33 protein-coding genes, 1 tRNA gene and 1 pseudogene are annotated in these 24,336 nt (G+C 63.8%); 17 read left to right on the forward strand and 18 right to left on the reverse strand.

What is annotated here, in order from left to right:
- Positions 1-4: 4 nt before the first annotated feature.
- From rdgC to V8Z80_RS08390, 16 genes are all read right to left on the reverse strand, one after another.
- Entirely contained in the window at positions 5-1,171 is a 1,167-nt protein-coding gene (gene rdgC / locus V8Z80_RS08315) for a recombination-associated protein RdgC (RefSeq protein WP_336061672.1), read from the reverse strand.
- Between the two features lie 15 nt (positions 1,172-1,186).
- Positions 1,187-2,365, reverse strand: coding sequence for a hypothetical protein (locus tag V8Z80_RS08320; protein WP_336061673.1), 1,179 nt, complete (start codon positions 2,363-2,365; stop codon positions 1,187-1,189).
- A gap of 2 nt (positions 2,366-2,367) precedes the next feature.
- Complete coding sequence (locus tag V8Z80_RS08325; RefSeq protein ID WP_336061674.1) at positions 2,368-2,592, reverse strand: hypothetical protein; 225 nt, start codon at positions 2,590-2,592, stop codon at positions 2,368-2,370.
- Positions 2,593-2,596: 4 nt separating this feature from the next.
- Entirely contained in the window at positions 2,597-3,400 is an 804-nt protein-coding gene (locus V8Z80_RS08330; protein ID WP_336061675.1) for a RecB family exonuclease, read from the reverse strand.
- Complete coding sequence (locus V8Z80_RS08335) at positions 3,400-3,603, reverse strand: hypothetical protein (protein WP_336061676.1); 204 nt, start codon at positions 3,601-3,603, stop codon at positions 3,400-3,402. Before V8Z80_RS08335 ends, V8Z80_RS08330 begins: the two co-directional genes overlap by 1 nt.
- A gap of 27 nt (positions 3,604-3,630) precedes the next feature.
- Positions 3,631-3,927 carry a DUF3846 domain-containing protein gene (locus V8Z80_RS08340; RefSeq protein ID WP_336061677.1) on the reverse strand — a complete coding sequence of 99 codons (297 nt, stop codon included), beginning with the start codon at positions 3,925-3,927 and terminating at the stop codon, positions 3,631-3,633.
- 216 nt (positions 3,928-4,143) lie between these two features.
- Entirely contained in the window at positions 4,144-4,356 is a 213-nt protein-coding gene (locus tag V8Z80_RS08345) for a hypothetical protein (RefSeq protein WP_336061678.1), read from the reverse strand.
- Positions 4,343-4,540, reverse strand: coding sequence for a hypothetical protein (locus V8Z80_RS08350; RefSeq protein WP_336061679.1), 198 nt, complete (start codon positions 4,538-4,540; stop codon positions 4,343-4,345). Before V8Z80_RS08350 ends, V8Z80_RS08345 begins: the two co-directional genes overlap by 14 nt.
- 1,352 nt (positions 4,541-5,892) lie before the next feature.
- Entirely contained in the window at positions 5,893-6,036 is a 144-nt protein-coding gene (locus V8Z80_RS08355) for a hypothetical protein (RefSeq protein ID WP_336061680.1), read from the reverse strand.
- 2 nt (positions 6,037-6,038) lie between these two features.
- Positions 6,039-6,188: a hypothetical protein gene (locus V8Z80_RS08360; protein WP_336061681.1), complete on the reverse strand. Its 150-nt coding sequence runs from the start codon at positions 6,186-6,188 to the stop codon at positions 6,039-6,041.
- A 25-nt stretch (positions 6,189-6,213) separates the two neighbouring features.
- Positions 6,214-6,290: transfer RNA gene (locus V8Z80_RS08365), tRNA-Arg, on the reverse strand.
- Positions 6,291-6,327: 37 nt separating this feature from the next.
- A complete protein-coding gene (locus V8Z80_RS08370) occupies positions 6,328-6,483 on the reverse strand; it encodes a hypothetical protein (RefSeq protein WP_336061682.1) in 156 nt (51 codons plus the stop codon).
- 40 nt (positions 6,484-6,523) lie between these two features.
- Entirely contained in the window at positions 6,524-6,718 is a 195-nt protein-coding gene (locus tag V8Z80_RS08375) for a hypothetical protein (RefSeq protein ID WP_336061683.1), read from the reverse strand.
- Between the two features lie 38 nt (positions 6,719-6,756).
- Positions 6,757-7,239, reverse strand: coding sequence for a hypothetical protein (locus V8Z80_RS08380; RefSeq protein ID WP_336061684.1), 483 nt, complete (start codon positions 7,237-7,239; stop codon positions 6,757-6,759).
- A 1,573-nt stretch (positions 7,240-8,812) separates the two neighbouring features.
- A complete protein-coding gene (locus V8Z80_RS08385; RefSeq protein ID WP_336061685.1) occupies positions 8,813-9,259 on the reverse strand; it encodes a helix-turn-helix domain-containing protein in 447 nt (148 codons plus the stop codon).
- Between the two features lie 319 nt (positions 9,260-9,578).
- The gene (locus V8Z80_RS08390; RefSeq protein ID WP_336061686.1) at positions 9,579-9,785 is read right to left on the reverse strand and encodes a hypothetical protein; all 207 of its coding nucleotides are present in this window, start codon (positions 9,783-9,785) and stop codon (positions 9,579-9,581) included.
- 175 nt (positions 9,786-9,960) lie between these two features.
- Between V8Z80_RS08390 and V8Z80_RS08395 the strand changes: the two genes are divergently transcribed.
- The 10 genes and pseudogenes from V8Z80_RS08395 (at position 9,961) to V8Z80_RS08440 (ending at position 17,508) form a co-directional block, all read left to right on the forward strand.
- Positions 9,961-10,452, forward strand: coding sequence for a hypothetical protein (locus V8Z80_RS08395; protein WP_336061687.1), 492 nt, complete (start codon positions 9,961-9,963; stop codon positions 10,450-10,452).
- A gap of 465 nt (positions 10,453-10,917) precedes the next feature.
- A pseudogene (locus V8Z80_RS08400) lies at positions 10,918-11,741 on the forward strand (DNA adenine methylase).
- Positions 11,741-12,409, forward strand: a complete 669-nt coding sequence (locus V8Z80_RS08405) for an HNH endonuclease signature motif containing protein (protein WP_336061688.1) — start codon at positions 11,741-11,743, stop codon at positions 12,407-12,409. Before V8Z80_RS08400 ends, V8Z80_RS08405 begins: the two are co-directional and overlap by 1 nt.
- Complete coding sequence (locus tag V8Z80_RS08410) at positions 12,378-12,632, forward strand: hypothetical protein (protein ID WP_336061689.1); 255 nt, start codon at positions 12,378-12,380, stop codon at positions 12,630-12,632. The genes V8Z80_RS08405 and V8Z80_RS08410 overlap by 32 nt, the downstream gene beginning before the upstream one ends.
- Before the next feature lie 3 nt (positions 12,633-12,635).
- Positions 12,636-13,307: a hypothetical protein gene (locus V8Z80_RS08415; protein WP_336061690.1), complete on the forward strand. Its 672-nt coding sequence runs from the start codon at positions 12,636-12,638 to the stop codon at positions 13,305-13,307.
- A 65-nt stretch (positions 13,308-13,372) separates the two neighbouring features.
- The gene (locus V8Z80_RS08420; RefSeq protein WP_336061691.1) at positions 13,373-13,978 is read left to right on the forward strand and encodes a hypothetical protein; all 606 of its coding nucleotides are present in this window, start codon (positions 13,373-13,375) and stop codon (positions 13,976-13,978) included.
- A 46-nt stretch (positions 13,979-14,024) separates the two neighbouring features.
- A complete protein-coding gene (locus V8Z80_RS08425; protein ID WP_336061692.1) occupies positions 14,025-15,092 on the forward strand; it encodes a hypothetical protein in 1,068 nt (355 codons plus the stop codon).
- A gap of 238 nt (positions 15,093-15,330) precedes the next feature.
- On the forward strand, positions 15,331-15,816 hold the full coding sequence (locus tag V8Z80_RS08430; RefSeq protein WP_336061693.1) for a RusA family crossover junction endodeoxyribonuclease: 486 nt from the start codon (positions 15,331-15,333) through the stop codon (positions 15,814-15,816).
- Positions 15,813-16,478, forward strand: coding sequence for a DNA-binding protein (locus V8Z80_RS08435; protein ID WP_336061694.1), 666 nt, complete (start codon positions 15,813-15,815; stop codon positions 16,476-16,478). The genes V8Z80_RS08430 and V8Z80_RS08435 overlap by 4 nt, the downstream gene beginning before the upstream one ends.
- A 238-nt stretch (positions 16,479-16,716) precedes the next feature.
- Positions 16,717-17,508 carry a DNA adenine methylase gene (locus V8Z80_RS08440; protein ID WP_336061695.1) on the forward strand — a complete coding sequence of 264 codons (792 nt, stop codon included), beginning with the start codon at positions 16,717-16,719 and terminating at the stop codon, positions 17,506-17,508.
- A 47-nt stretch (positions 17,509-17,555) separates the two neighbouring features.
- Here the strand turns inward: V8Z80_RS08440 and V8Z80_RS08445 are convergent, their stop codons facing one another.
- Together V8Z80_RS08445 and V8Z80_RS08450 are read right to left on the reverse strand one after the other, a co-directional pair.
- Positions 17,556-17,888 (reverse strand): helix-turn-helix domain-containing protein, encoded by a 333-nt coding sequence (locus tag V8Z80_RS08445; RefSeq protein WP_336061696.1) that lies wholly within the window; start codon positions 17,886-17,888, stop codon positions 17,556-17,558.
- Positions 17,872-18,126: a type II toxin-antitoxin system RelE family toxin gene (locus tag V8Z80_RS08450; protein ID WP_336061697.1), complete on the reverse strand. Its 255-nt coding sequence runs from the start codon at positions 18,124-18,126 to the stop codon at positions 17,872-17,874. Before V8Z80_RS08450 ends, V8Z80_RS08445 begins: the two co-directional genes overlap by 17 nt.
- Before the next feature lie 147 nt (positions 18,127-18,273).
- Between V8Z80_RS08450 and V8Z80_RS08455 the strand changes: the two genes are divergently transcribed.
- The 7 genes from V8Z80_RS08455 to V8Z80_RS08485 all read left to right on the forward strand — a co-directional run bounded on the left by V8Z80_RS08455 (position 18,274) and on the right by V8Z80_RS08485 (position 24,171).
- A complete protein-coding gene (locus tag V8Z80_RS08455) occupies positions 18,274-18,459 on the forward strand; it encodes a helix-turn-helix domain-containing protein (protein ID WP_336061698.1) in 186 nt (61 codons plus the stop codon).
- Complete coding sequence (locus tag V8Z80_RS08460; RefSeq protein WP_336061699.1) at positions 18,456-19,151, forward strand: phosphoadenosine phosphosulfate reductase; 696 nt, start codon at positions 18,456-18,458, stop codon at positions 19,149-19,151. Before V8Z80_RS08455 ends, V8Z80_RS08460 begins: the two co-directional genes overlap by 4 nt.
- On the forward strand, positions 19,148-19,570 hold the full coding sequence (locus tag V8Z80_RS08465) for a hypothetical protein (RefSeq protein ID WP_336061700.1): 423 nt from the start codon (positions 19,148-19,150) through the stop codon (positions 19,568-19,570). The genes V8Z80_RS08460 and V8Z80_RS08465 overlap by 4 nt, the downstream gene beginning before the upstream one ends.
- 220 nt (positions 19,571-19,790) lie before the next feature.
- A complete protein-coding gene (locus V8Z80_RS08470) occupies positions 19,791-20,339 on the forward strand; it encodes an HGGxSTG domain-containing protein (protein ID WP_336061701.1) in 549 nt (182 codons plus the stop codon).
- Positions 20,308-21,627, forward strand: a complete 1,320-nt coding sequence (locus V8Z80_RS08475; RefSeq protein ID WP_336061702.1) for a phage terminase large subunit family protein — start codon at positions 20,308-20,310, stop codon at positions 21,625-21,627. Before V8Z80_RS08470 ends, V8Z80_RS08475 begins: the two co-directional genes overlap by 32 nt.
- Positions 21,627-23,009, forward strand: coding sequence for a DUF4055 domain-containing protein (locus tag V8Z80_RS08480; protein WP_336061703.1), 1,383 nt, complete (start codon positions 21,627-21,629; stop codon positions 23,007-23,009). The genes V8Z80_RS08475 and V8Z80_RS08480 overlap by 1 nt, the downstream gene beginning before the upstream one ends.
- Positions 22,996-24,171, forward strand: a complete 1,176-nt coding sequence (locus tag V8Z80_RS08485; protein WP_336061704.1) for a minor capsid protein — start codon at positions 22,996-22,998, stop codon at positions 24,169-24,171. The genes V8Z80_RS08480 and V8Z80_RS08485 overlap by 14 nt, the downstream gene beginning before the upstream one ends.
- Positions 24,172-24,336 lie beyond the last annotated feature (165 nt).

Consider the following 24,336-nt stretch of genomic DNA (forward strand, 5'->3'; position numbering starts at 1 on the left):
TCGATCAGGCCAGAACGGCGCGCTTGCCGTCCGGCGTCATTGGGGACACGACGCCCAGCTGTTCGAGGGTTTCGAGCAGCCGGGCGGCGCGGTTGTAGCCGATGCCCAGGTGGCGCTGAATCAGCGAGATGCTGGCACGGTCGTTGGCGATAACGTATTCGCGCGCCTGATAGAGCAGAGGGGCAGACGAACTGCCGTGGTCAGGTGCGATTTCGGCATCCACTACAGGGGCCGTGTCACGTGCCGCCCGTTGTGCCAGGTCATCCTGTAGGCCGCCGAGGGCGTGCGTCAGATCCCCGATCAAGCCGGACATCTCGCCAGTCATCAGCTTGAAGTCGGCGGCGTATCGCTCCGCCGCGTTTTGCGCGGCCTCGCGCTCTTGTGTGTGCGTGAGCAGGTCCAGCGGCACGATTCGCTTGAGCACCAGCGTGTCCGTCAAAAGCATCGCCACGCGGTCGTTCCAGGTCAGCCCCAGCAGCGTGCACACCTTGCCGGCGTGGATGTGGCGGCCGACGTCGTTGGGATCGACGGCTTGCCGCTGGTACCGAATTACCGGGCCTTGGTCACCTTGGCCGCGCAATTCCACGTCTGTATCGATGGTGAAGCAATCCGGGGCGGCATCGGCTTGCAGCCAGGCTGTCATCGCCAAGGCAGGGTTGGTCTGCACAAGGAACGGTTCCAGCGGGAAGGGGTCGAGGCACTTGCCGATGAGGCCCAGCACCTGGTCACATTGCGCTGGCGAGGAAGAGTCGATCACCAGCGTCCGTCCGGTCAAGTCGATCCAGACGCGGGTGTCGCGTTGCTGGCGGAAGGCCCTGGGCAGCATTTCGTCCAGTACCCGCTCTTTGATTTCCTTGAGCAACTTGCGGCCAGGCTTGAACCCTTCCTTCTCCTCGAATTCAGCTGCGCGTTCGCGCACCAGGAGGTCCACCGCCGCGCCGGGGATAACCTTGCGCTCGACCCGCATGGTTAGCAGCAGGTGCCCCGCGGAGTCGTAGACGAGGTCGGTGTCCGCGGTGGGCTGGACCCAGCCCACCGATTCGGCTTGGAGGTCGCCGGTTGGCTGAAACGCCTGGGTGGCCAATTGATTGGCCAACGTGGCTATGTCCGGCCACCAACTCGCCGCAAGCCGGTAGATGGTCGCGTTGCGGAAAAATGCAGTGTTGCTCATGGCGGCTGCCTTCGCTTATTCCGGCGCAGCGACGCTGCGGCGACTACGCGTGGCACGCGGCTGGGCTGTGGGGGCGTCGGCCAGCTCCTGCTTGCGCTGGCCGTAGATGTGGCGCAGGTCGTCCTGCTCTTGCGGATCCTGCACCTCGCCGATCAGGTCGGCGGCCACGTCCAGCACGTCCAGGGAATCGGCGGCGCGCAGTTTCTGCGCGACCTGCTCGTAGGTGATGTCGAAGCTACGCTGTTGCTGGGTCTGCGCAGCCTCGGCCTTCGCCTTCTCGCTGGGGGGATAAGGTTTGGCTTCGGCGGCTGGGCGCGAATCGATATCTGTGACGTCCGCATGCTTGCCGCGGACCGCGTCGGTGCGGGCGTGTTCGGTTGCTTGGGAGGCAGCACCCGAGGCGCGCAGTTCGTCCAGGTTGACGCTAATCGAACCGTCGGGGCCGGTATGGGCATCGAGCGTGTCTTGCCATTCTTCGGTCGTGCGACCCATGCCCATGACAATGTCGGGCGCGTGGATGTTGCCGAAGAAGCTGCCGGCGCGATACTGGAGCATCAGGTGCTTCAGTTCGGTTTGCCATTTGCTGCCCGGCTTGGAGTACCAGCCTTCCTCGACCGCCATCTTGATGCTTACCGGTACGCCCTCGACGATTTCATCGGTACGACGGCCGTTCTCCATGACATACGCCCATGCCACGCACTCGATGTTCTCGACTTCGATTTCGCGCTCGATCATGTCGTAGCGCCGCAGCTCCCGGTTCCACTGGCCTTTTTCTTTGTAGGTGGCCTTGATCATTCCCTTGTGCGTGATGCGGAAGCGCAGCGGAGAGAATCGGCGCGAGGCGTTGATCGCCGCGATGACGAATTTGCCGCTCCACGACAGACGGCCTTCGATGACGTTGGCGTTCTGCATCACTGCGGTGATCGACATACCGACCGCCTGCGCCGTCTCGATGGCGACGATGCAGTTGCCCAGCGCTGCCGGGTTGGGCACCTCGACGTCGTAGTAGTCGTTACCCTGTTTCTCGCGCTTGATCGTTACCGCCCGGAAGGCGGATGGCACGGCGTTCGCGGTCTGGTACGCCCTGGCAATTCGCTGTGCGAGTTCGAAGCCTTCGGCCGTAAACATGTTCACGGCCAGCGGCGTTGTGGCCGGCGGCCGTTGGAGGGCCGCGATATCGGTGGTTTGTGCCATGATCAGTTCGCCTTCTTGTGCTGCGCCATGTACTCGGCGCGGGTTGCGGGGGTGACGATGCGGCGGTCCGCCTCGTCCTTAACGTCCATGTAGGCCTTCATCTGGCTCTGTAGGAACCGCTCGAAGTTCCAGACCAAATGCTGAGTGATGACGGGCTTGTGCTTGCCGGCCGGATCTTCCAGCCGCAGATACACGAAGCGACTGGCCGGCATGAGGGGCGTTGCCATCGGGCTATCCTTTAAATAGGCAGGTGGACCAGCGCGCGCAGTACTTTCTGCTGCACAGCACGCTGGATGGGTTAGGGGGGAACAAGCCCGTGCGGAACATCGCGGCGGCATGCTCGATAAGGCCTGGCCGGTCCTCGTCACCTGTCATCACGCGGCGGGCATCGAATATGGGAGAAATCGCGGTTTCCGCCCGTCCGCTGGTGGAGAGGGCGATGATCTGCGAGCCGACCGTGCGTACGCGCTTGGTGGCGTCGTACATCAGCTGATACGTGCCGGTTTGCGCAGCGTGGCCACGCGTGACCGCCTGGCCGTCCTGGACGGCGCGCGCCCCGGTTTTCACATCGTTGATGGCGATGCCGCCTTCGGTATCAGCCACGCGCCCCCGGTCCATTTGGCCGGTCAGCCGTACGGTCAGCCCATTGCCGCAGTCGATTTCCAGGGGATCGAGCGTCGTCTCGACGTCGATGAACTTCAGGCGCGGCGCGATTTCCATGCAGTAGCGCACTATCAAGGTCAGGGCGATCCGCTCGGCTTCGGCCAGGGATAGTCCGTCTTGGGCCATGTCTACCTCGCGGTCGGGAGAGTGCAGCTCGGCTACTGCCACGCCGGCGGCGTCGTCGGGCGTGCAGACCGTCCCGTCGATCCGTGCGCGGTCAAATGCGGCCGTGCCGGCGTGCACGGCGGTCCCCAGCTGGGCACGCATACCGGCGGGCTTCCGCATCCCGAGCAGGTGCGTGCCTTCCCAAGCGTGTGCGCAGTCGAACAGCCGGCCCCAGCTGCTGGCGCGTACGGTGAACACGGACTGCATCAGAAGCCCGCCAGGCGGCCGATAAATGGGATGATGGCGAACAACATCACCACGACGGCTATTGCGCCGACCCATCCAGAAGCGGGGATGCGGTGACTGTTGGGCGCCCATGCGCCGCCCCAGTCGCTGCTCGTGCGCTGAATGCGGCCGGTCCAATTGCTGTTCGAGCGATCTACGCCGCCCGGCCAGTTGGTTGCGTTCATGGGATTTCCTCCGTTGTGAAAGGGAAGTCAGGCGAATCGTGCGTAGTCGCTGTCGGGCACGATGACGACGTCGCCCAGGATCGGCTGCGTCACGCCAGGGCGGCAGACGGCGTGGTAGTGCGCAGTGGCGGAGACATTGACGGGCAGGCCCTTGGCCTGGCCCGCGTCATCGACCAGCATCACGTGAATGCGGTCGGCCATGCGGACCACGTCCAGCGCGTCGGCGCCGAGCATGGTCTGGATGTCTTGGATCGAGTGCGGGCCGACGAGCGGCAGCTCGGCGCCGTCGGCACGCAAGAGCATGCGAATAGGGGTGGTGGTCATGGTGGTCCGTTACGCAATCTGCCGGCGGGGCGTGCCCGGGCAGGTCTGATGGCGTAGGAAAATGGGGGAGTAGCCCTGACTGGCCCAGGGCGACCCGATCACTATCGGGGGCCGTTCCGGCTGTCCCAGGAGCAGGCGCGCCGTGCGCCCCGTTGGTCCCGCCCCGTTTACCCCCGGGGCGGCCCTGCCTGGGCAGGGGTTATGAGGGGTGGAGCATTAGGTCGGGTCGCCGAAATCGGAGGCGAGGTCTTTGCCTCGGGCGATCCACCGCCAGGCCTGGTCTTTGTCGCCCAGCTCGGCCGCGGCCTTGGCGAGCGCGAAAATTTCTGAGATCTGGTCGCAGCGGTCGGCCAGCGCATCCAGCGGGCACTCGGGAGGCTCCAGGCCGTCGAAGGCCCGCTGTGCGCGTACTATTTCACGGGTCAGCATCGGGTTTCTCCAGGCATCGAAGTAGCGGCGCCAGCGAGTTCTCGTTGACGGCTAACGCGATGGACGTCGCCAGGGCGCCAATTACCATCCTGTCGCACACGTGGCCGCCGTACTTTTCCAGCGATGCGCGATGCTGCGCCGAGATCCTGGTGGCCAGGCGGCGTACAGGGTCGTCGATTTCCAAGGCGGCTCCTCGGGGACGGAATTGCAATGGGGGCGGGCGCGGTGTCGCCCAAGGGATGTCGGTGCCGGGTTACCCTCGTCCCGGCGGCTGCGTCAGACCCTGCGGCGGGCTATATGTGCAGCGGGTGCGGCTGGATCGGTCAGCCGTCCAGACTGCCGCTGGAGGCTCAGCGGCAATCCCATCGTGGCGGGCCTACGTCCTGCGGATCAGCGCTCGACCTGCATTCGGATTGCCGCGGTGTTCTGCGGCGCGGCCCTCTCGGGTGCATTCAGCGCCGGTCTTTCCCGGCTGTCACCGCTCATGTCTTCAGCAGCCCGTCAGTCGCATTACGTGCTCCACGCGCCCACTGCGCTTCATGCGCTGTTGCTTGCCTGCCGACTTAACGACTCGGCTCACGCTGGGGACAGTGGGTTCCCCGCTGCTCGGGGCCGTCTCTCCGGCTGTCACGCTTTGGTTCCTCTGCCTTGCGTATCAGCAGTGATGGTGGCCGGTGCGAGCCGGCTTTCCCGGATCGGCGTCGACCTCTTGCCCCGGGCGGGCGGCCGAGCCTCTTGCGCATCGCCTGCGCGTACTGCCCGCCATCAAGAATCCACACTGGCGGCGAAATTTTCCCCTTGCGGTTCAGCCTTCGCTCTTACCTCCCGGAACGGCTAGGCGGGCGACCAGTATGGATACTTGATGGCCCTACTCTCGGAACCGACCCGAGAGCAGGGGTCCGGCTTTAACCATGTCCGGCATGGGCCTGTGCGCGTGGGTTGTTTGCCCCAGGCTCGCGTTCCTTAGTCTATGTGTGCCGTCTTCCGGTTAGCGGGGGTGGGTACTCCCCAACCGTCGGGCAAGTCTGTACCCATGCCGATGTCGCCCGGCTTTCTGCGCCCGTGTGCTCAGGGAAATTAGCGGATCACGCCGCTACGATGCATCGGTGAGCATGACTATCTCCTTGGTAGCTGGCCCCGACTTTCCGGCGGGCGGGGTGACGCCCAAGAGGCACTGCGAAAAATCGGCCCCGCTACTTTCCCGGGGTGGTCATGATCGTTGCGAGTTATGCCAGTGACCCTCGTATAGAGGTGCAGGACCAGCTTCCCCTCGCGCACCGCCTGCCTTAGTGCTGCGCTTTACCATCATCGAAGCGGGCCGGTCGCTACTCCGGCATTAGCTTACGGGCGCTCCGCATTCCGGGTTTCGGTGCGTCCAGTCAGGGCGGCTATCGTTGCGCGCCGTTCGCGCTTTGATTCACCGTTCATCCCTCAAGCACTTGAGTTCCACCGGCCACGCCGCCGCTTCGATGATGGCCCTGCCTCTGATAGGCAGGGTGGGTCGATCCCCCGCACGCGAGGGATGAGCCGGGGATGTCAGGCGCGCACTCCGTTGAGCCAGGCGACGCGCTTTGCGGCTTCGTCGCTGCTGGTGTGGTCGCTCTCCGGCAGCCACTTGCCGGACGGGTCGTAGAACCCGACAGTCCATAGGCCCGGCTCGGATAGGATGTACACGTACATGATCACTTCCTCCTGTGCAGCTCCAGCGGCGGCCGGGGCGGGTTGTTAGGCCCGGACAGTTCCAGGTAGCGCAGGATTTCGCGCCGAGACGCGGTACCCATCGCCCACTTGCGCCCCAGGCGCAGTAGTTCTTTGCGTTGTTTCTCGGTCATGACGGTTTTCCTCCAGCGCAGGAGTTGGCGCGCCCGGCAGGACTCGAACCTGCATTCGTCGGACTAGAACTCCGATGCCGTATCCAGTTGGGCTACGGGCGCGTAATGGTGCAGGGCCGCCCGCACAGGGCTGGAATCTTCAGGCTTTCGTGCGGTATTTGCGGATGCGCAGGCCGTACATCAGGCCGCAGCCCGGCTTGGCGGCGCGGGCTTGCGCCGCGGCGAAGGTCAGCCCCGAGGCGATCAGGGCGCCGCTGGCGTTGCGAACCTCGTATTCGTAGCGGTACGTCTTCATGGCGTCATTTCTCCGTTGGAGCCCTTTGCGGGGCCGGTTATCAGGTCTTGCCGACTTCCTCGATGTGAATGTCGCTCTCGGTCAGGCCGTGCTCCTGGCAGTAGTCGGCGTGATCGATATATCCGAGGCGCGCGCAGAAGCGGTCCAGCGCCTCGTTCATGTCGCTGGCGACCACCGTGGTTTTGCCGGCGGTGCCGTTGCGCCAGAGGTTGAACGTGTGCAGAAGAGCGAGCATGGGTTTCTCCAGTAGGGATTCCATTCGTCGTCCAGCCCTCAGGGAAGGGGGTGGCCAGACGACAGCCTTCCAGCCTCCAGGATCGGCAAGCCGGCCTCTGTCGGCACATAGATGATCTGCGCACCCGATGCGTTGGCCTCCTTCAGCCCCTCGATGTATAGGTAGCGCAGATATCCTTCGGGGCCGCCAAGTCCATCGGCAACGATCTTGTTCGCCTCGGCAACGCCTTTGGCGCGCAGGACCTCAGCCTGTGCTAGCAGCTCGGCGGCGTCACGAGCTGCCTGTGCTTCGCGCACCTTGATTTGCCGGTTGGCTTCCGCCTCGGCCATCTGCGCTTTGCCCGACATGGCCCGCTGCCAGACGTTGACATACGGGAATGTCACGATTCCCAGGATGGCCAGCGCGACCGTTGCCGCTATGCCGGCTTTGGTGATGCGGTCAAAGCCGTGCTTATGCGCACGGGAGAACGAGAGCAACGCGCAGACCAGCGCCAGGATGCCGAATACGAGAAGGGATGCCATGAGGGTTCCTTTATGTGAGTTCATCTGTCTGCACCCTGTCACGGCGCAGGCGGATGAAGCCAGCGCCCAGCGAGATACCACGACGCTCGGGCGCTAGTTGCCGACTTGCACGGCGCAGCCCCGTTGGTCGCCAGGGCAGGCATTCGCCCGTTTCGTGGGCTGTCCGGCTACGGCATACCGCCCGTAGCACCGAAAGTTGTTCGGATCCTTGCTCGCAGCAACCAGGTCTCCCAAGGGACTCGTCCTGGCGTTCCGGTCCACCAGATTGCAGCTCTGGCTAGGCATTCCCTACTGCGTTCACGCTTTGGGCTTGCGGGCGTTTGGTCAGGCAGCGCCACCTACCTACTGCTGTCCGGCCAGGCCGGGGTACTGCGTACTGCGCGCTGCGGGCGGTCCTCTACTGGGCTGGCTCTGCGCCTAGGCCGTTCTGCGAACCGGTGTGTGCAGCTTGGTATCGCTAATTCCCGTAAATGGGAATTTTTGAGTATGTTGAACTCATAAACGGGAATTGTCAACCCGTTTTCGGGAATTCGCGAGGGCTATGAGCGGACAGGCTCAAACCTTCCTGCGCTCGGTGGGCGCCGCTGGCGGCCGCGGTCGCGCCGTCTAAGCCAAGGGCGACAGCGACGGGAAGATGATCGCCTAGAGGGGGGTGACTCGGTGCGGGTGCTGGGCCGCGTCGTGTGGGTCGGCGGGCTGGTGCGTGAGGGGGGCACTGGGCAGCGTATGATCTCGGCCCACCCGCTTCAACTCCTGGAACTCCGATCTGGTGGAAGGGAGGATTACGGTCCCAGCTGAACGCGTAGCGCCCGCCAGACCTTCTTGCTGGGGTCGTATTCCATCTCCGCCTCATACGAAGTGCGAACCATTGCCCCGAATCCGTTTTGAGAGTCAACGTACGCGGATACCGCAAACTTGCAATTGCCCAGAGCGACAGAATCTACACCATCAGTGATGTAGGGAAATTTGGCGCTCGCCGGCGCTCTCAGCCGTTGTTCAACAAACCGCTGGGACATGACAAAGGCCATACGACGATCCGCGCACAGGGCAGCGGCCTTATGCTTCGCCCTTGCGGCAATTTGGTCATCCGATTGGTAATGCAACTTGTACCAACAAAGCACAGCGATTAAGCCCACCAACGAACCCAGTGTGACATTGCGCCCCCAACGGGCTTCTGAAGACCTTGTCAATGTCGACATGGATGACCGGTTCACGCCTTTCGTCGGCGATTGATATCCAGTCCACATATTCAGCCCGACGCCTAAGGCTATAAGAAGCACGAACCCGATTACCACCGCCCAGAACATCCCCAACCCCTAGTAACAAACGATTTCGGAATCGTAGCTGATCGACCCCTTACGCGCATCCGGTGCGAGGGGGACCGAATAGGACCGGTTGGGATGTTCAGAAACATTAACATTTAAACTACTTATATTACGTTTAGTCACTATCGGCGTAAAAAAAAGGCCGGACTAGCTCCAGTTGAGCCCGCCGGGCCGACGTTCGCGCATCCGGGTTGACGTGTAGCAGCCATCGCTGGCGGCGATTGTTGTGGCCTCCGTCGGGCGTGGGGTTATGCGGCAGCGGAGCCATCGCGCGCGCGAAACCGATGCTTGTTGACCTTCATCTCTACGTATTCCGCAATGGCGTTTCGATCCTCAAGTGGCAACGCATCGAATTCCGCCCGGGGTATCCCAGGAAAGGGCCATTCAGCGTCTTGCTGTCCGTCGCCGACCAGGCGGGGAGGGGTATTGGGGTCAACATGCGGAACCAGCAGTTGCCAAGCCTCGAGCCCATAGGCCCGTGCGATGTCTTCCAGGTTGTCGATGCGCAGTACCGACTCGCCGGTTCTGGCCCTGGCGAGCGTCGACTTGCTGACTTTGCATCTCGCGCTTAGATCGACAAGCGTGGGATAGCGCCCACCCTCCTGGATCAGGCGGGTGAGCGTATCCCTTAGCTGCTGCACGATGTGCTTTCCCATCTTCGGGATGGTGGCACTAAACGTTTCCCGTTTGTGCATTTGACGATTCCCATAAATGGGAATAGCATGCGGCCATGCCGACAGACTCCTTTTTTGACGCTGTGCTGGCGCAGCTCCGCGCGTGCAAGCACCACGAACTACACGCCATTGCCGCCCTTTCTGGCGTTCCTGAGGGGACCATACGAAAGATCAAGTACGGCGAAGTGAGGGATCCACGCGTTCAGACGGTCCAGGCGCTGCACGACTATTTCGTGCAGAAGGGCGACCTGCAACCGCCTGCGAATGCTGCCGATAGCAGGGCGCGGCCCGGGGCTGCCCGCGAGCGAGCGTAATGGCCTTCTCCACTGCCCTTTGCCAATCAGTGCAGCACCCGGTCGTCGCCTGGCTCGCAGGGCGGCAGGCCTTTTTCGCGGTCCCGCACCTCGTCCAGCTCCAGGCACAGGCGGTCAAAAAGCTGCATGACCACCTCTTCGCTCGGCGAGTCGAAGGCGTCCCATGCCATCTCCCTGGCCAGGGTAAGCAGGGCCCTTACGCGGCGCTTCGCGCGGTCCACATCTTTGTCCATCGTGGCTCCTATCAGGTCGGCGGCCCGAGTGTGCCGGGCTGTTCGTGGCAACGCCATTGTGGGTTGCCGCTACGTGAAGTCCGCATTGTGCAGCCGCTTAATGCCCCCCGAAACGCTGAAATGCGCCTAGGAATCAGTGATGACGTGTAGCTACTCCGATTTGTATTGGCGCGACGTGCTCTACAACGACGTGCGCCGCACCGACGGCGGCCTTCAGGAGGCCGCCCGGTTCCTGACCGAGCGCCGCGGCGTGTCGATTCATCCCGAGGCCCTGCGCAAGAAGTTGCGCGGGTTGCCGGGTGAGTCCGTCGATATCGACCTGGCCCTGCTGCTGTCCGAGTGGATGCAGACCAAGGCCGGCGGCGCCGAATATTCCCACCGCTGGCTGCAAACCGTGAATGCCCAGGAGGGCATGCACTGCGACGTGGTGCCGGAGGCTCCGGCCGGCGGCTGGAAGTGCGAGATAAGTGCGCTCAAGGACAAGTGCTTGAAGCTGACCACAAAACTGGGCCGCATTACCGGGCTGATGACCGATGCGGCCGAGGACCAACGGATTACCGAGGAAGAGGCCGGTCCCCTACTGGCGCTGATCCGCGCCGCCCGGGTCATTTTGCACCGCATGGAGCGCAATGTCTTGCGCGCCGTGGGCAAGGGCAGGGGGCTGTGATGATGCAGAAGTTGCCCAAGCCCAGGTTGAAGAAGGTGCGCGGGGTATGGCGCTGCAAAGGCGCGGGAATCACTGGAACCGGACCAACCGAAGCACTCGCGTTTGACCAATGGAAGGCCAAGAGGCAGGCCACGCTCGATCAGCGCCGGCGGGAAAACGCGCAAAGGGCGGCCGAGAAAGAGGCGCTTCAGGCGCGTGCGGTTCCGCCGCGTACGCCAGTACCGTTCAGGCCGCTAGACCCCGCCAACCTGAGGGGTGTGGAGGCAATGGCATGGCGTGCTGCGGCCGCTCGCGCCGCGGCCGACCAGCCCGCCTTAGCCTCGCTATCGAGCACCGTGAAGTGGGGGGCTGAATGAATACGCCAGAGCGTGTCGATAAAGTGCGCGGCGACCAACGCTTTCATCGAAATCTCGGGTCGGTGATTGGTCGGCGCAAATCGTATTCGATAGCCGCCGAGGTGTCAGCATGAAGCCACATCGCCCCTTGGTCCGCTACCACGGCGGCAAATGGCGCCTGGCGCCCTGGATCGTGCAGCACTTCCCGCCGCACCGCGTATACGTCGAGCCATTCGGGGGGGGGGGAGCGTGATGCTGCGTAAACCCCGGGCCTACGCCGAGATCTACAACGATCTGGACGGCGAAGTCGTGAACCTGTTTCGCGTCGCGCGCGACGACGGCGCGCGCCTTGCCCTGGCCTGCGAACTCACACCATTCGCGCGTGAAGAGTTCGATCTCAGCTACGAGCCTTGCGACGATCCGCTCGAGCAGGCCCGGCGGACCGTGTTTCGCAGTTTTGCCGGCTTTGGATCGGCCGCTGCCACGGGCCAGACGAGCGGTTTCCGGGCGAACAGCAACCGCTCGGGGACCACGCCGGCGCACGACTGGATGAACTATCCGGACTGCCTCCGTCGCGTCATAGAGCGTCTGCGTGGCGTCGTAATCGAGAACAGGGATGCTCTGGACTGCATGGCGCGCCATGACAGCCCGGACACGCTGCACTACGTCGATCCGCCCTACGTGCACGCTACGCGCGCTTTCCGCGAGCGGGCGCACTGCTACCGGCACGAGATGACCGATGCCCAGCACGAACATCTCGCCGAGGCGTTGCATCAGCTACGCGGCATGGTTGTCCTGAGCGGTTACCGGTGCGATCTGTACGACCGCCTGTACGCGGGATGGCAACGCGTGGACAAGGCGGCGTATGCAGACGGCGTCCGGCCGCGTGTTGAGTCGTTGTGGCTTTCGCCGCGCATGGGGCAGATCGGGCTGTTTCGGCAGGAGGCTGCCTGATGTCGCGTCGCCACTGGATCCCCGAGGAGATCGACATTGTCCGGCAGTTCTACCCGAATCTGCCGACGGAGATGGTTGCTGAGGCTGTCGGCCGCTCGCTCTCGGCCGTCCATAACCAGGCCGCAAAGCTGGGATTGACCAAGTCCAGGTTTTTTCACCAGTGCTTTGCGAATCGGAATAAGCGCGCCAATAGCGGCAGCTTCAAGCCGGGGATGCAACCGTGGAACGCCGGGCTGAAGGGCGTCACGGGCACGCACCCGAACAGCCGGCGCACCCAGTTCAAGAAGGGCGAGGTGCGCGGCGCCGCTCGGCACAACTACGTGCCGATTGGATCGCTTCGCCTGTGCAAAGACGGGTACCTGGAGCGCAAGACCTGTGATGACCACCCCGTGCCTGCGCGGCGCTGGGTCGCCGTGCACCGGCAGGTATGGGAGGCCGCGAACGGTCCCGTTCCGGACGGCCACATCGTCGTTTTCAAGCCTGGCCAGAGAACCGTCGTCGTTGAGGAAATAACGCTGGATCGGCTGGAGTGTATCTCCCGAGCCGAGAACATGCGCCGCAACACCATACACAACTACCCGCAGGAAATTGTGCGCGCTGTGCAGATGCGTGGCGCGCTGAACCGGAGAATCAACCATGAGCGCCAAGACCATCGGCGATCTGCGTGACGCCATGTTCGACACCCTGGAAAAGCTCAAGGCCGGGACGATCTCTATCGAGCAGGCGAAGGCCGTGTCGGAGATCGGCCAAGTCATCATCAACTCCGCCAAGGTGGAGGTGGACTACATCCGCGCGAACAACGGCGGTGAGAGCTCGTTCCTGGACGCTATAGGCAACGACAACCTGCCCCCCGGCGTGACCGGGGTGACTCGTCATCGGCTAAAGGGGTAGACCATGTTGCACCCCATCCCCACCACATGCTGGCGAGGCGCCAATTTGGGCCTGGAGTTCTACCGCGCCATGCTGCTGCAGATGGATCCGAGCGCAATGGCGGCGCACTCCACGATCAATCACCACGTCGATGGGATGCAGTACCTGTGCCTGCACCGTACACCGCGGCTGACGGTCAAGCTCTACCTGATCGAGGAACCGAAGAACCCGAATAGCGGGTTTCTGGTGCACCCGCACTCGCACAGGTATGCGTTCCTTTCCACCGTGCTGCATGGTCGCCTTCAGCATCTGCGATTCAAGCCCATGCCCGGCCAGGGCTGGCAGTGCTTCACGTATCGGGCCGAAGGACGGCGGCGCACGTCGGCGGGCGAGTGTGACCTCCGGCTGCAGCGGATCGAGCGCCGTAGCGCCGGCAGCAGCTATTTCGTGGCGCCGGACGAGGTGCACACCCTACGCATGCATGAACCCTGGCGTGGTCGGCCGGCGCCGGTCCTGATCGGTCTGACGCAGTTTGCCGACACCAAATCCAGGTCCGAGCTGTACCTGCCGAAAGGCGTCGCCGAGGTCGCCTATCCCCAGGACCGCCGGCCGTCCGTGGTCGAGTTGGACAGGTTGCGCCGTCGGTGCTTGCAGCTCATGGGCGCAGCAGCTTCGCCCGGCGAGGTGTTGCGATGACGCGGCCGGACCACACCAGCTCTCGGGGGGGCAGCATGCTACCCCGCCGCATGGAGGATGTCAGCATGACCTGGTCCGAACAAAGCATCGCCCGCGCGCTGGCCACGCAGTTCTTCAACAGGAAGTACCTGTGCGTGGTGCCCAACTGCAACTGGACCGGGTACGAGTGCGACCTGCTAGCCATCACCGAGAACCTGCGGATCATCGACGTCGAGATCAAGATCAGCCGCTCGGACCTGAAGGCGGACGCCAAGAAGGACAAGTGGTGGCGCCGCGAGCACATCGGCTACTGGCCGACCGTGACGGAGCTGCGGCACCATCCCAGGCTGGACAAGCTGGTGGAGCAGCGCGTCTACCGGCGCCCGCGCTACAAGAGCACGCCGAAGGACTGGCCCAGCAAGGTCTGGAAGCACTACTACGCGCTGCCCAAGGAAATATGGACACCGGAGCTGCTGGACGCCCTTCCGAACCAGAACAGCGGGATACTGCTGCTGGACCAGGACAGCACTTGTCGTGCATGGGAGGGTATCCGGGTGACCTGCCTGCGCCGGGCTACGCCGAACCGTGACGCCAAGCCGATCAGCCCGGCCGCCGCCGTCGATATCGCCCGGCTGGCCAGCCTGCGCATGTGGGACGCCTATCGGCGACTGGACGCAAAGGAGGCCGCGTGAAGCTGCACGTCGTTTCCTTGTCCGGCTTGGAAAAGGGGGCGCGGTGATGACGAAGTCGGCCCCGTACCCGTCCGACACTCGCGCCAAGGGCTGGCGCTTCGAACTCGACCACGAGCGCATCCGGCAGTCCGATACCTGGGCCTTGGCCGCGCCGGAAATCCGGCCGTGGCTGCTGATGCTGTGGATGACGGCATGGGAACAGACGCCGTGCGGCAGCCTGCCGGATGATGACGAGCTGATCGCGGCGCGCATCGGCATGCCGCTGGACCAGTTCCAGGCCGCCAAGGGACGCTTGCTGCGCGGCTGGTGGCGAGCCGATGACGGCCGGCTCTACCACGACACGATGACCGAGCGCGTGTTGGAGATGATCGAGCGCCGCGACGGCGAGCGCCTGCGCAAGGCCCAGTACCGAGCCAAGAAGGAGGCCGAGCGTGCGGCCGCGCAGGCTGCCGGGTCCCAATCCGTACCGGAGGCGTCCCACGGTAGTCCTGAATTGTCCCACGGGACAGACGCGGGATTCCCAGGGGATTCCGGTGGGAGTGACGCTACCGGAACCGGAACCGGAACCGGTTTAAAAAAAGAAATAGCGGCGGCGGCGACACCTCCCCCGCGCGCGCACGTACGCGAGGCCGCCGCGCCGCCGCCGCCCAACCGCGACCGATCCGTAGACCTCGTCGTGCTGCTGCGCGGCTGGGAGAAGGCCCGCGGCCGCAAGCCCGCCGGGACCAGCAGCGATCCGCGGGTCAAGGCGTGGGCAAAGGCTGGCGTGACCGATGCGCAACTGCGCGAGGCCTACGACCTGGCCGTCGCGGACCGCGAGCACGCCCAGGACCCGGGCACGATCACGCCGGGTTTCCTGGACGTCTTCGTCGCCAAGGTGCTGAACCCGCCGGCCGGCGAGAGCGCCGTGGGCAAGGTCAAGCCGCCGCCGGCCACCGATCCGCTGGCCTGGGCCACGTCCTGGCCCGGCATCGTCGCCAAGGGCGCCGAGCTAGGGCTCGAGCAACGGCCGGACGAACTGGCGCCGCATTTCAAGGCCCGCGTGCATGCCGCGGCGGGCGTCACCGACGCCGACAGGCGCCGCATCCTGGCCGACTTCGGAGTGCGCCTGTGAGCGAAGGCCCCGTCCAGTGCTGCACCTGCGCCCACTTCAACCTGCGCGGCGTCGGGGGGATGGCACCACACGGTTTCGGCTCTTGTGCGTATCGCCAAAAGGGCGCCCTGACCAGCGCCGTGTATCCGCGCACCTGCCAACAGCACCAGCCCGCCGAGCCGTCGCTGGTGGACAGCCGCCGCCGCTGGCTTGCCGCCCAATCCACATCACACCAACCCACCAGCAACAGGGGAGCCTGATGGCCAACCAGATCGTTTTCACCGTCCCCGGCGCGCCTAAAGGCAAAGGCCGGGCCAAGTCCACTGCCCGCATCGTCACAAAAGGCGGTAAGCCGCTGGCGATCACCCGGCACTACACGCCTCAGGAGACTGCGGCGTACATGAGCCTGGTCCGTCTGGCCGCAGCCCAGGCTATGGCCGGCCGGCCACCCTATACGGGCCCGATACAGATGCACATCCAGATCGTTTGCCCGGTGCCGGCCTCGTGGTCGCTGACGCGTCGGCGCCGCGCCCTGGCCGGCGAAATCATGCCGACCGTCAAGCCGGACTCGGACAACGTCGAAAAGGCGGTCAAGGACGGCATGAACGGCGTGGTCTACCGAGACGATGTCCAGGTGGTCGATGACAGCAAGAGCAAGCGGTACGGCGAGGTCGCGGGCGTGACGGTGACCTTGACCGAGATGGAGGGCGTCGAGCGCGCGCAGGGCAAAGGAGGGCGGCAATGAGCATGTCGGGGCAATCCACGCGGATGGCAGCGCCGCCCGCCGGCGCAGCGGCTTCCGAACCGCTTTTCGGCAGCGCCCATGCCGCGCTGACGTTCGCTTTCAACCACTCGGCCCAGGTCTACGACCGACCGATGATGGCGCGCCTGGCGGCCACGCCGCGCCCTGGCAGCAGCAAGGGCCTCGGCGGCACCGACGGCGCTGGCCAGGCCGGCATGATCCTGGCCAATCTCGACGGACTGGGCGACCTGCACCAGCTCATCATCTGCGCTCGCTTCCTGCCCAAGACGGCCGAGTGCCGGTGCTGCGGTCACCACGCATGGGACGCGGATTGGCTGGCCGTGGTCAGGAAGATCTCGGACTTGGCGATGGCGGCCGGTGTCCTTTCCGGCCACGTCGTGCACCGCAGTGTCCGAGACGGGCTGCTGGTGCGCTATTTCGCCGGCAAGGAAGGCCGCGACCGCATTCCGCTCCGGACGCTGGCGGTGAAGGCCGGGATCAGTGAGCGGACAGTGACCGACCAGAACGGAAAGTTGACCGTGTGGCTGCGCGGCACACGCCTGCCGAAAAAGGGCGGGGCAGCGGCTGTTGTCGGGGAGGAGCAAAAGGCCATGACCCGGATCGAAAATGCGCTGGCGGCAGCTGGACTCATCGGCGCTGGTTGACATTTGCGGGAATCACCCGCAAAATCCGGCCAGTTATGTCAAGGTGCATTAGTGCGCCCAGAGAAAAGCCCCGTGCGGAAGCCGGGGCTTTTTTGCTGCTTGATTGGACAAAAAGAGACGGCGACGGCCGAGCGGCGGCAACCGCACGACCGACAGCCACCCACGGAAGAGGGCCGTGAGCGACCCGAGGCCGTCCCACCTGTACAGGCGGGAGGCACGGTAACACATCCTCACATTCATGGCATCACCGATCATCCCCTGGCTGGGCGGCAAGCGCCGCCTGGCCGATCGCATCTTTCCGTTTTTTCCGCCCCATGAGTGCTACGTTGAGGCGTTCGCTGGAGGTGCTGCACTGTTCTTCATGCGGCCGACGCCGGCCAAGGTCGAGGTGCTCAACGACGTGAACGGCGAGTTGGTGAACCTCTACCGCGTGGTCCAGCACCACCTCGAAGAGTTCGTCCGACAGTTCAAGTGGGCGCTGACCTCGCGCCAGGTGTTCAAGTGGCTGCAGGACACGCGGCCTGAGACGCTGACAGATATCCAGCGCGCGGCCCGGTTCTACTACCTGCAGCAGTCCGCCTTCGGCGGCAAGGTGAGCGGGCAGTCGTTCGGCACCGCCACAACGGCGCCACCGGGCCTGAACCTGCTGCGGCTGGAGGAGAATCTCTCGGCTGCGCATTTGCGACTGGCCGGGGCTTACATCGAGCAGTTGCCGTGGCAGCGCTGCCTGGAGATGTACGACCGACCGCACACGCTGTTCTATCTCGATCCGCCTTACTGGCAGACCGAGGGGTACGGCGTAGACTTCGGCTTCGAGCAGTACGAGGAGATGGCAGCGCACATGCGCCAGATTCAGGGCAAGGCCTTGGTCAGCCTGAACGACCATCCAGACATCCGGCGGGCGTTTGCCGAGTTTCATATTGAACGCACCGACCTGCGTTACACCGTCGGCGGCGGCGCGGGCGTCGAACGCGGCGAGGTCCTGATCTTCAGTTGGGACCCGCAGCAGCAGCCGGCCGGCCTGTTTTAGACCTCGGCTATCTCGCGCTGGGCCGCGACAACCTGGGTTGCTGCACTTCAGAAATCGAGCTGTGCAGCCGTGATCCCCAGGGCGCCGGCGATCTTTTCGCGCGAAGCCTTGCGCAGCCGTTCACTGTTCTCCTGCTGGGCATAGGCGGACTGGCTGATGCCCAAGCGCCGCGCGACTTCGGCCTGGGTCAGGCCAAGGTGTTCACGCCACGCCCGAGTCGGGGTTGCCCCGTCCACAGTGCGGCTTACGACGTCGTGAGGGATCAGGCTGCGCTCGGGCGTGGCCGCACGGCTTGCCATGTACTCGGCGTAGGGGATCACGACAAAGGCGGGCTGCCCGCCCGGGCCGTTGATGATCTGGATGTTAGTAGGTGCGTTCATCGCGTTTCCTCACTTCTTCGATTTCGACGACCTGTATAGCGCCGTCCCAGCTAAAAAGGACCCGATAGTTGCCGACACGCAAGCGGTATCCGTACTCGTGGTCCGTCAGGGCCTTGACGTTCTGGCAAGCGGGCATCGCTTCCAGGGCCTTGACGCCATCCCGGACAGCGACTTGGTGCTGGCGGTCCAACTTGCGCAGCTGCTTGGCAGCTTTCTGGGTCCAGTGGATCGTGTTCATGGCTTAATTATAAGCAAAATATAAGTTTTGGCGCAAGAAAAATAAGTTTTTGCGGCAGCCGGCGTTGCGTTTTAGGCTGACATCTTATCTGCATTAAGCGGATTAATGTCCGGTCATTTATCCGCGTAATGCGGATATAATGGCGGAATGGATGCAGAAAAGCTTAAGGCCGAGCTGGCGGCCCTCGGTTGGACCCAGCGGTACTTCTCCGAGCGGTACGGATGCGATCAGGACACCGTCAGCAGATGGTGTACCGGGAAGGTGCCTGTGCCTGCGCACGTGGGCGAATATTTCAGGGTAGTCAGGCTTGCTGCGGAGATATTGCGCCCATGAGCACCACACTTTCTGGCGAAGAGACCATCGCTGCCGTCCGAAAGCGCCAGGCCGAAACCTTGCTGGCGTTTTCGCTGGGAAAAGACGCTGTGGCCGCATGGCTGGGCATCCAGCGGCATTTCGCACGAGTGATACCTGTTTACATGTACCTGGTGCCGGGCCTGGAATTCGTGCAGGAGTCCATTGACTACTACGAGCGATTCTTCGGCGAGCGCATCATCCAAATGCCACATCCGAGCCTGCATAGGTGGCTCAATGGGCATATCTTCCGGCCGCCGCAGCAATGCGCAGTGGTCGAACAGGCCGGACTGCCGAACCACAGCTACGAGGATGTTTTTGCGGCGGTTAGGCAGGATCATGGACTGGACCCGGGTTTGATGTACGCCACCGGCGTTCGCGCCGCGGATTCGCCCATGCGGCTCGTGGCGCTCAAGACCCACGGATCAATCCATGAAAAGGGGTTGAAATATCACCCCGTCTGGGATTGGAAGAAGGCGGATCTGCTGCGCGAGTTTCGGCGAGCCGGCGTAAAGCTTGCGCCGGATTATCGAGTTTTCGGCCGCACATTCGACGGCCTTGATGTCAGGTTTCTAGGGCCGATGAAGCGGCATTTCCCGCGCGACTATCAGCGCGTTCTCGAGATGTTCCCGCTGGCCGAGTTGGAGCTGTACCGATTCGAGAGGGCGGCATGAGCACAGACGAATTGAAAGCCGCGGCCAGGGCAAAAGCGCAGCAAGTGCGCGAAGCCGTGCAGGCAAAGAAGGTTGCCAGGGCAAACCCGAAGCTGGTCAATATGCCGGATCCTACAGGGGACGCCGAGCTGGATTCGCTTGCAGATCTGGATGAAATGAAGCGTGGCTTCCGTGAGCGAGCAAAACTGGAAAGCAGCCGCTTCATGAACGTGACGGACTCGGAATATTGGTTCGCGGTGTGTTTCCAAACCCGCGAACAGAAGGAGCGATTTCTCCAGGCAATGAACTGGATTCAGTTTGGCGACAAGTATTTGCCCGGCGGCGAAATCGCCAAGCTGCACGGTATCGACCTTCCGGAGGCCAACTTCGGCAAGACCGAGCCGAAAGTTGACAAGGAATACGCTGGGCTGGCACTTTGAATAGGAGAATGCCATGCGTGGACGCATGAACATCGGCCAGCGCCGGGCTTACCAAGCCGCGCTGAACCGTGGCATGTCGCGGCGTACCGCACAGCGCCGCGCGGCTGCCGCCCTTTCCGGCAGTTGATCGAAACCAGCCCAACATCAAGCCGCCTTCGGGCGGTTTTTTGTTGGGCGCCAGAAACACCCCATGCAAACACTACGCCTTGCGAGGTAACGAATGGCACTTTGCGGAGCCAAAACCCGCAGCGGCCAGCCGTGCCAGAACAGGGCGATGACCAACGGCCGCTGCCGGATGCACGGCGGCAAGGCAAGCACTACGCACAAGGGCAACCAGTATGCCCGCACGCACGGCATCTACTCGTCTCACCTGACCGATGACGAATTGGCCGTCTGGAACGACATCGAGTTGGGGCGCGTGGACGATGAGCTGCGGCTAACGCGCATCCGTCTTGCCCGTGCGCTTGCCGCCGAGAACCGCGCATCTGGAGGTCTGGAGCTCGAGGAGCGCACGGAACAGGATGCCACTGTAAACGGCGTTCCGCTCGGCGACGAGGACAAGGTGGTCACCGAGCGATTCAAGAGGCGCGACTACGCCGCTCTGATTGACCGGCTGACGGCGAGAATCGAGAGCCTCGAGCGGACGCGCGTGGAGTTGACGCGGGCCGCCGCAGCCCCGCCGGACCAGGGTGATGCCCAGGACGGGTCGCCTCCCGAAGACTATGTCCTGACGCCAGATGAAAGCGGTCCGCAAAAGCCGATCCTCTGACGGCCGGGTCGCGCTCACGCCCAAGCAGGCGAATATCTACGTCTGGGGGTGGCAACGCGAAGCCCGGTTCCGGGATGCTGTGTGCGGCCGCCGTTTCGGGAAGACCTTTCTCGGCAAGGCTGAGATGCGCCGGGCCGCCCGGCTGGCCGTGAAGTGGAATGTCAGCGTCGAGGACGAGATTTGGTACGCCGCGCCGACGTTCAAGCAGGCCAAGCGGGTATTCTGGCGCAGGCTGAAGCAGGCCATACCGCCGTCCTGGCGCGCCGGCAAGCCGAACGAGACGGAATGCTCGATCACGCTCAAGAGTGGCCACATTATCCGCGTCGTCGGCCTGGCGGACTACGACAACCTGCGGGGCTCGGGCCTTTTTTTCGTCCTGATAGACGAGTGGGCCGACTGCCCCTATCAGGCGTGGGAAGAGGTGATTCGCCCGATGCTCTCCACGTGCCGGTACACGGTGGAGGGCGTCGAGTATGTCGGCGGCCATGCACTGCGCATCGGCACGCCGAAGGGCTTTAACCACTGCTACGACACGTACCTGGACGGGCAGGGCAAGGAGCCGGATCACAAGAGTTGGCTCTACACGTCGCTGCAGGGCGGCAACGTGCCGCCGGAGGAAATCGAAGCGGCGCGGCGGCGGATGGATCCCCGCACCTTCCGCCAGGAGTATGAGGCGAGCTTCGAGACCTACTCGGGGGTCATCTATTACTGCTTCGACCGCCGGCTGAACGCTTCAGCGGAAACCGTCCGCCGCGGCGACGAATTGCACATTGGCATGGACTTCAACGTGGGCAAGATGGCGGCTACCGTGTGCGTGCTGCGCGACGGGTTGCCGCATGCCGTGGACGAGTTCGCCGATGTCTTCGACACGCCGGCCATGATCGAGAAGATCAAGCTCAAGTACGGCGGGCACAGCATCCGGGTCTACCCAGACGCGAGCGGAAAAAGCCGCAAGACCGTTGGCGCCAGCGAGTCGGATCTCGCGCTACTTCGCAAGGCGGGCTTTACCGTTGTGGTCGATAGCAGCAATCCCGCGGTCAAGGACCGTATCAACAGCGTCAACGCGATGCTCTGTAACGCGTATGGCGAGCGCCGGCTGATGGTGAACATTGCGCGCTGCCCGCGGCTTACGCAGGCGCTGGAGCGCCAGGTTTATGACGAGGACGGCAACCCCGACAAGTCGCTGGGCTTTGACCACCCGAACGACGCCATCGGCTATTTCATCACCAAGCGCTGGCCGGTGGTCGAGCGCAGCATGACGGTGCAACACATTCGAGGGCTGGGCTGATGCCAGTTACCACACCACACCCTGACTACATCCGGGCCGATCCTGACTGGACGCTGATGGATGACGCCCTTGAGGGCGAGCGGGCGGTAAAGGCACGCAATAGCAATCTGCCGAAACCGTCCGGCATGGCCGAGGCTGAGAAGCTGGACTCCAACAACAGCTACCTGTACGCGGCCTATACCGAGCGGGCCGTATACCCGCATTGGGTCAAGGATGGATTGCGGACAATGGTGGGCCTGGTGTCCCGCCTGCAGCCCGAGATTGAACTGCCCGAGCGCATGGCGGACATGGAGCTCAACGCCACGGCGGACGGGTTCGGCCTGCGGCAGCTGTTTCTGCGCGTCGTGGCAGCCACGCTGGCCTACGGCCGAAAGGTGCTGCTGACCGACGTGGACGCGGCGGGCCGCCCTTACATCGCCCTGTATGGCGCTCGGGATGCGATCAACTGGAAGACGGCTGGGTTGGACGTTGACGGCCGCCAAGACCTTGTTCTGGCGGTGCTGAAGGAAAGCAGGCCCAAGGATGTAGCCGACGAGTTCAGCCACGAAGCCGAAACCGTATACCGCGTGCTGGACATGGTCGGGGGCGGCTATCGCGTGCGAGTGATGCGCGACAACGGGTCGCTGGTTGAAGAGGAGGCTCGCCCGGGTATGTATGGCGCGGACGGTAAGCCGGCGAAGCACCTCTCCTATCTGCCCATCATATTCTGTGGTTCCATCGACAATGCCCCCAGCATCGATGAGATCCCGCTGCTGACGATGGCCAAGGCTGCGCAGAAGTACTATCAGCTCTCAGCGGACTATCACTACGCGCTACACCAGACAGCCCATCCCCAGCCTTGGATTTCCGGCTTGTCCGGTGAAAAGACCTTACGCGTTGCCGGTCCGGCAGCGGCATGGGTCTTTGACAATCCCGAGGCATCCTGCGGGTACCTGGAGATCAGCGGTACCGGCATCGAAGCGCAGCGCACGGCAATGGAAGAGCAGCGCAACGCGGCGCTGGAGGCCGGCGCCAGGGTGATCGACACGCGCGGAGCCGAATCCGGAGACGCCAGGCGAGCCAGGCAGGATGACCAGCATGCCAGCCTGCACTCGGTGGTGATGACGGCCGCCGAGGCGATTGAGCAGGCGCTGCGGTTTGCTGCGGAATGGATCGGCGCCGACCCTGAGAAGGTCAAGTTCACGGTCAAGCCCGACTTCGGTTCCCGAACCGTGGATCCTGCTGTATCGGCCCAACTGCTGCAAGCGGCGATGGCCGGCAAGATCAGCAACGAGAGCTACTGGCTATATCTGTCCACGGGCAAACTGCCTGAGCACGATTACCAGGTCGAGGCCGTGCGGATTGAAATGCCGGGCGCCCGGGTGAGCGATGGCGACGACTGAAGAGCTGCGCGCAGTACAGCGTGCGATCGTTGACGCTTTGGGCCAGCATCAGAGCTGGCTATATCGCGCATCCTCGGGAGTGGTCAACCGCATTCATGAGGAAATTGACCGCCTGGCCAAGCGCCTTGTGGCTGACCTCGCGCCGATGCTGGACGATCTGGCGCCGGCTGAACGCGAGGCGTTCCTGGCTGGGCGCTATACCACCGACCGGCTCAAGGCCCTGCGCGCCACGATAGACGGGTGGGGTAGCGCGCTGAACGAGGCTGTAACGGGCGTGTGGGGGCCGGCGGCGCAGGCATTGGCCGGGTACGAAGCGGGCCACGTAGCCGCCGTCATCGGGGAGGTCATCGACGGCCCCCCGATCAAAGTGCCCAGCGCGCAGGCTTTATACCGCCGCGCGGCGCTCAAGCCACTGATGGGCGAACACGTCGAACGCATGATCAAAGGGTTCTCTGCCGACACGACGCAGCGGGTATACGTTACGGTGCGCCAGGGAATGGCAAGCGGTCAGACGACGGCCGAGATCATGCGGGCGCTGCGGGGCACAACCGAGTTGCGCGGTGAGGACGGATTGATCTTCGCCGCAAAGCGCGACGTTGAGCGGCTGGTGCGCACCGCTCGCAACCACATCGCCGACGTTGCCAGTGACGAGGTGTACGAGGCCCTGGGCGCGCCCTACGTCGTGAGGGTGGCCAGCCTGGAGGGGCGGACTTGCAAGTCGTGCGCCGCGCTCGACGGAAAGGTGTACAAGCGCGACGAGCCGCGCCCGCCCGCCACCTTGCACCCGAACTGCCGCTGCCGGTACGCGCCCAGCTTTGATGGCGAAATGGTCGGCAATCGGCCTTTCATGCGAGCCCTGAAGGTAAAAAAGCGCGATGGCACCGACCGATTCCGCAGCTTGGGCGACATGACGAAGAAGCAGCGGGAGGCCGCAGGCCTGCAAACGGGCCAAGTCGCCGCGGGGACGACCTATGCGGACTGGTTCGGCCGGCAAGATGCCGCGTTTCAGCGCGAATGGCTGGGCGAGGCTCGGTACCGCCTGTATCGGGACGGCAAATACGAGCTGACCCGGTTTATTGACCCCAAGAACGGGAAGACGTATACCCTGGAGGAATTGCGTCGCAGGGACGCGCAGACCTTCAGGAACGTATTTGGAGAATAAGCCAGAATTGGCCGACCAGCTGTTTATGCAGTGGTGGGTACCTCGAATCGTCGAGCGCAAGCCGCTCATTACCGTGCCAGGTGCATGGATCGCTATGCGGGTGAGCATTGCGATGCAGCACAAGATCAACCCATTCTGAACCCGGCCCCGCGCCGGGTTTTTTGC

The sequence above is a fragment of the Orrella sp. JC864 genome (assembly GCF_037026685.1).
Taxonomy (GTDB): Bacteria; Pseudomonadota; Gammaproteobacteria; order Burkholderiales; family Burkholderiaceae_B; genus Orrella.

Excerpts from the sequence above, each read along its gene's own strand:
- rdgC (WP_336061672.1), bottom strand. The coding sequence starts at position 1,171 with ATGAGCAACACTGCATTTTTCCGCAACGCGACCATCTACCGGCTTGCG.
- V8Z80_RS08320 (WP_336061673.1), bottom strand. The coding sequence starts at position 2,365 with ATGGCACAAACCACCGATATCGCGGCCCTCCAACGGCCGCCGGCCACA.
- V8Z80_RS08325 (WP_336061674.1), bottom strand. The coding sequence starts at position 2,592 with ATGGCAACGCCCCTCATGCCGGCCAGTCGCTTCGTGTATCTGCGGCTG.
- V8Z80_RS08330 (WP_336061675.1), bottom strand. The coding sequence starts at position 3,400 with ATGCAGTCCGTGTTCACCGTACGCGCCAGCAGCTGGGGCCGGCTGTTC.
- V8Z80_RS08335 (WP_336061676.1), bottom strand. The coding sequence starts at position 3,603 with ATGAACGCAACCAACTGGCCGGGCGGCGTAGATCGCTCGAACAGCAAT.
- V8Z80_RS08340 (WP_336061677.1), bottom strand. The coding sequence starts at position 3,927 with ATGACCACCACCCCTATTCGCATGCTCTTGCGTGCCGACGGCGCCGAG.
- V8Z80_RS08345 (WP_336061678.1), bottom strand. The coding sequence starts at position 4,356 with ATGCTGACCCGTGAAATAGTACGCGCACAGCGGGCCTTCGACGGCCTG.
- V8Z80_RS08355 (WP_336061680.1), bottom strand. The coding sequence starts at position 6,036 with ATGTACGTGTACATCCTATCCGAGCCGGGCCTATGGACTGTCGGGTTC.
- V8Z80_RS08360 (WP_336061681.1), bottom strand. The coding sequence starts at position 6,188 with ATGACCGAGAAACAACGCAAAGAACTACTGCGCCTGGGGCGCAAGTGG.
- V8Z80_RS08370 (WP_336061682.1), bottom strand. The coding sequence starts at position 6,483 with ATGAAGACGTACCGCTACGAATACGAGGTTCGCAACGCCAGCGGCGCC.
- V8Z80_RS08375 (WP_336061683.1), bottom strand. The coding sequence starts at position 6,718 with ATGCTCGCTCTTCTGCACACGTTCAACCTCTGGCGCAACGGCACCGCC.
- V8Z80_RS08380 (WP_336061684.1), bottom strand. The coding sequence starts at position 7,239 with ATGGCATCCCTTCTCGTATTCGGCATCCTGGCGCTGGTCTGCGCGTTG.
- V8Z80_RS08385 (WP_336061685.1), bottom strand. The coding sequence starts at position 9,259 with ATGCACAAACGGGAAACGTTTAGTGCCACCATCCCGAAGATGGGAAAG.
- V8Z80_RS08390 (WP_336061686.1), bottom strand. The coding sequence starts at position 9,785 with ATGGACAAAGATGTGGACCGCGCGAAGCGCCGCGTAAGGGCCCTGCTT.
- V8Z80_RS08405 (WP_336061688.1), top strand. The coding sequence starts at position 11,741 with ATGTCGCGTCGCCACTGGATCCCCGAGGAGATCGACATTGTCCGGCAG.
- V8Z80_RS08410 (WP_336061689.1), top strand. The coding sequence starts at position 12,378 with ATGAGCGCCAAGACCATCGGCGATCTGCGTGACGCCATGTTCGACACC.
- V8Z80_RS08415 (WP_336061690.1), top strand. The coding sequence starts at position 12,636 with ATGTTGCACCCCATCCCCACCACATGCTGGCGAGGCGCCAATTTGGGC.
- V8Z80_RS08420 (WP_336061691.1), top strand. The coding sequence starts at position 13,373 with ATGACCTGGTCCGAACAAAGCATCGCCCGCGCGCTGGCCACGCAGTTC.
- V8Z80_RS08425 (WP_336061692.1), top strand. The coding sequence starts at position 14,025 with ATGACGAAGTCGGCCCCGTACCCGTCCGACACTCGCGCCAAGGGCTGG.
- V8Z80_RS08430 (WP_336061693.1), top strand. The coding sequence starts at position 15,331 with ATGGCCAACCAGATCGTTTTCACCGTCCCCGGCGCGCCTAAAGGCAAA.
- V8Z80_RS08435 (WP_336061694.1), top strand. The coding sequence starts at position 15,813 with ATGAGCATGTCGGGGCAATCCACGCGGATGGCAGCGCCGCCCGCCGGC.
- V8Z80_RS08440 (WP_336061695.1), top strand. The coding sequence starts at position 16,717 with ATGGCATCACCGATCATCCCCTGGCTGGGCGGCAAGCGCCGCCTGGCC.
- V8Z80_RS08445 (WP_336061696.1), bottom strand. The coding sequence starts at position 17,888 with ATGAACGCACCTACTAACATCCAGATCATCAACGGCCCGGGCGGGCAG.
- V8Z80_RS08450 (WP_336061697.1), bottom strand. The coding sequence starts at position 18,126 with ATGAACACGATCCACTGGACCCAGAAAGCTGCCAAGCAGCTGCGCAAG.
- V8Z80_RS08455 (WP_336061698.1), top strand. The coding sequence starts at position 18,274 with ATGGATGCAGAAAAGCTTAAGGCCGAGCTGGCGGCCCTCGGTTGGACC.
- V8Z80_RS08460 (WP_336061699.1), top strand. The coding sequence starts at position 18,456 with ATGAGCACCACACTTTCTGGCGAAGAGACCATCGCTGCCGTCCGAAAG.
- V8Z80_RS08465 (WP_336061700.1), top strand. The coding sequence starts at position 19,148 with ATGAGCACAGACGAATTGAAAGCCGCGGCCAGGGCAAAAGCGCAGCAA.
- V8Z80_RS08470 (WP_336061701.1), top strand. The coding sequence starts at position 19,791 with ATGGCACTTTGCGGAGCCAAAACCCGCAGCGGCCAGCCGTGCCAGAAC.
- V8Z80_RS08475 (WP_336061702.1), top strand. The coding sequence starts at position 20,308 with ATGAAAGCGGTCCGCAAAAGCCGATCCTCTGACGGCCGGGTCGCGCTC.
- V8Z80_RS08480 (WP_336061703.1), top strand. The coding sequence starts at position 21,627 with ATGCCAGTTACCACACCACACCCTGACTACATCCGGGCCGATCCTGAC.
- V8Z80_RS08485 (WP_336061704.1), top strand. The coding sequence starts at position 22,996 with ATGGCGACGACTGAAGAGCTGCGCGCAGTACAGCGTGCGATCGTTGAC.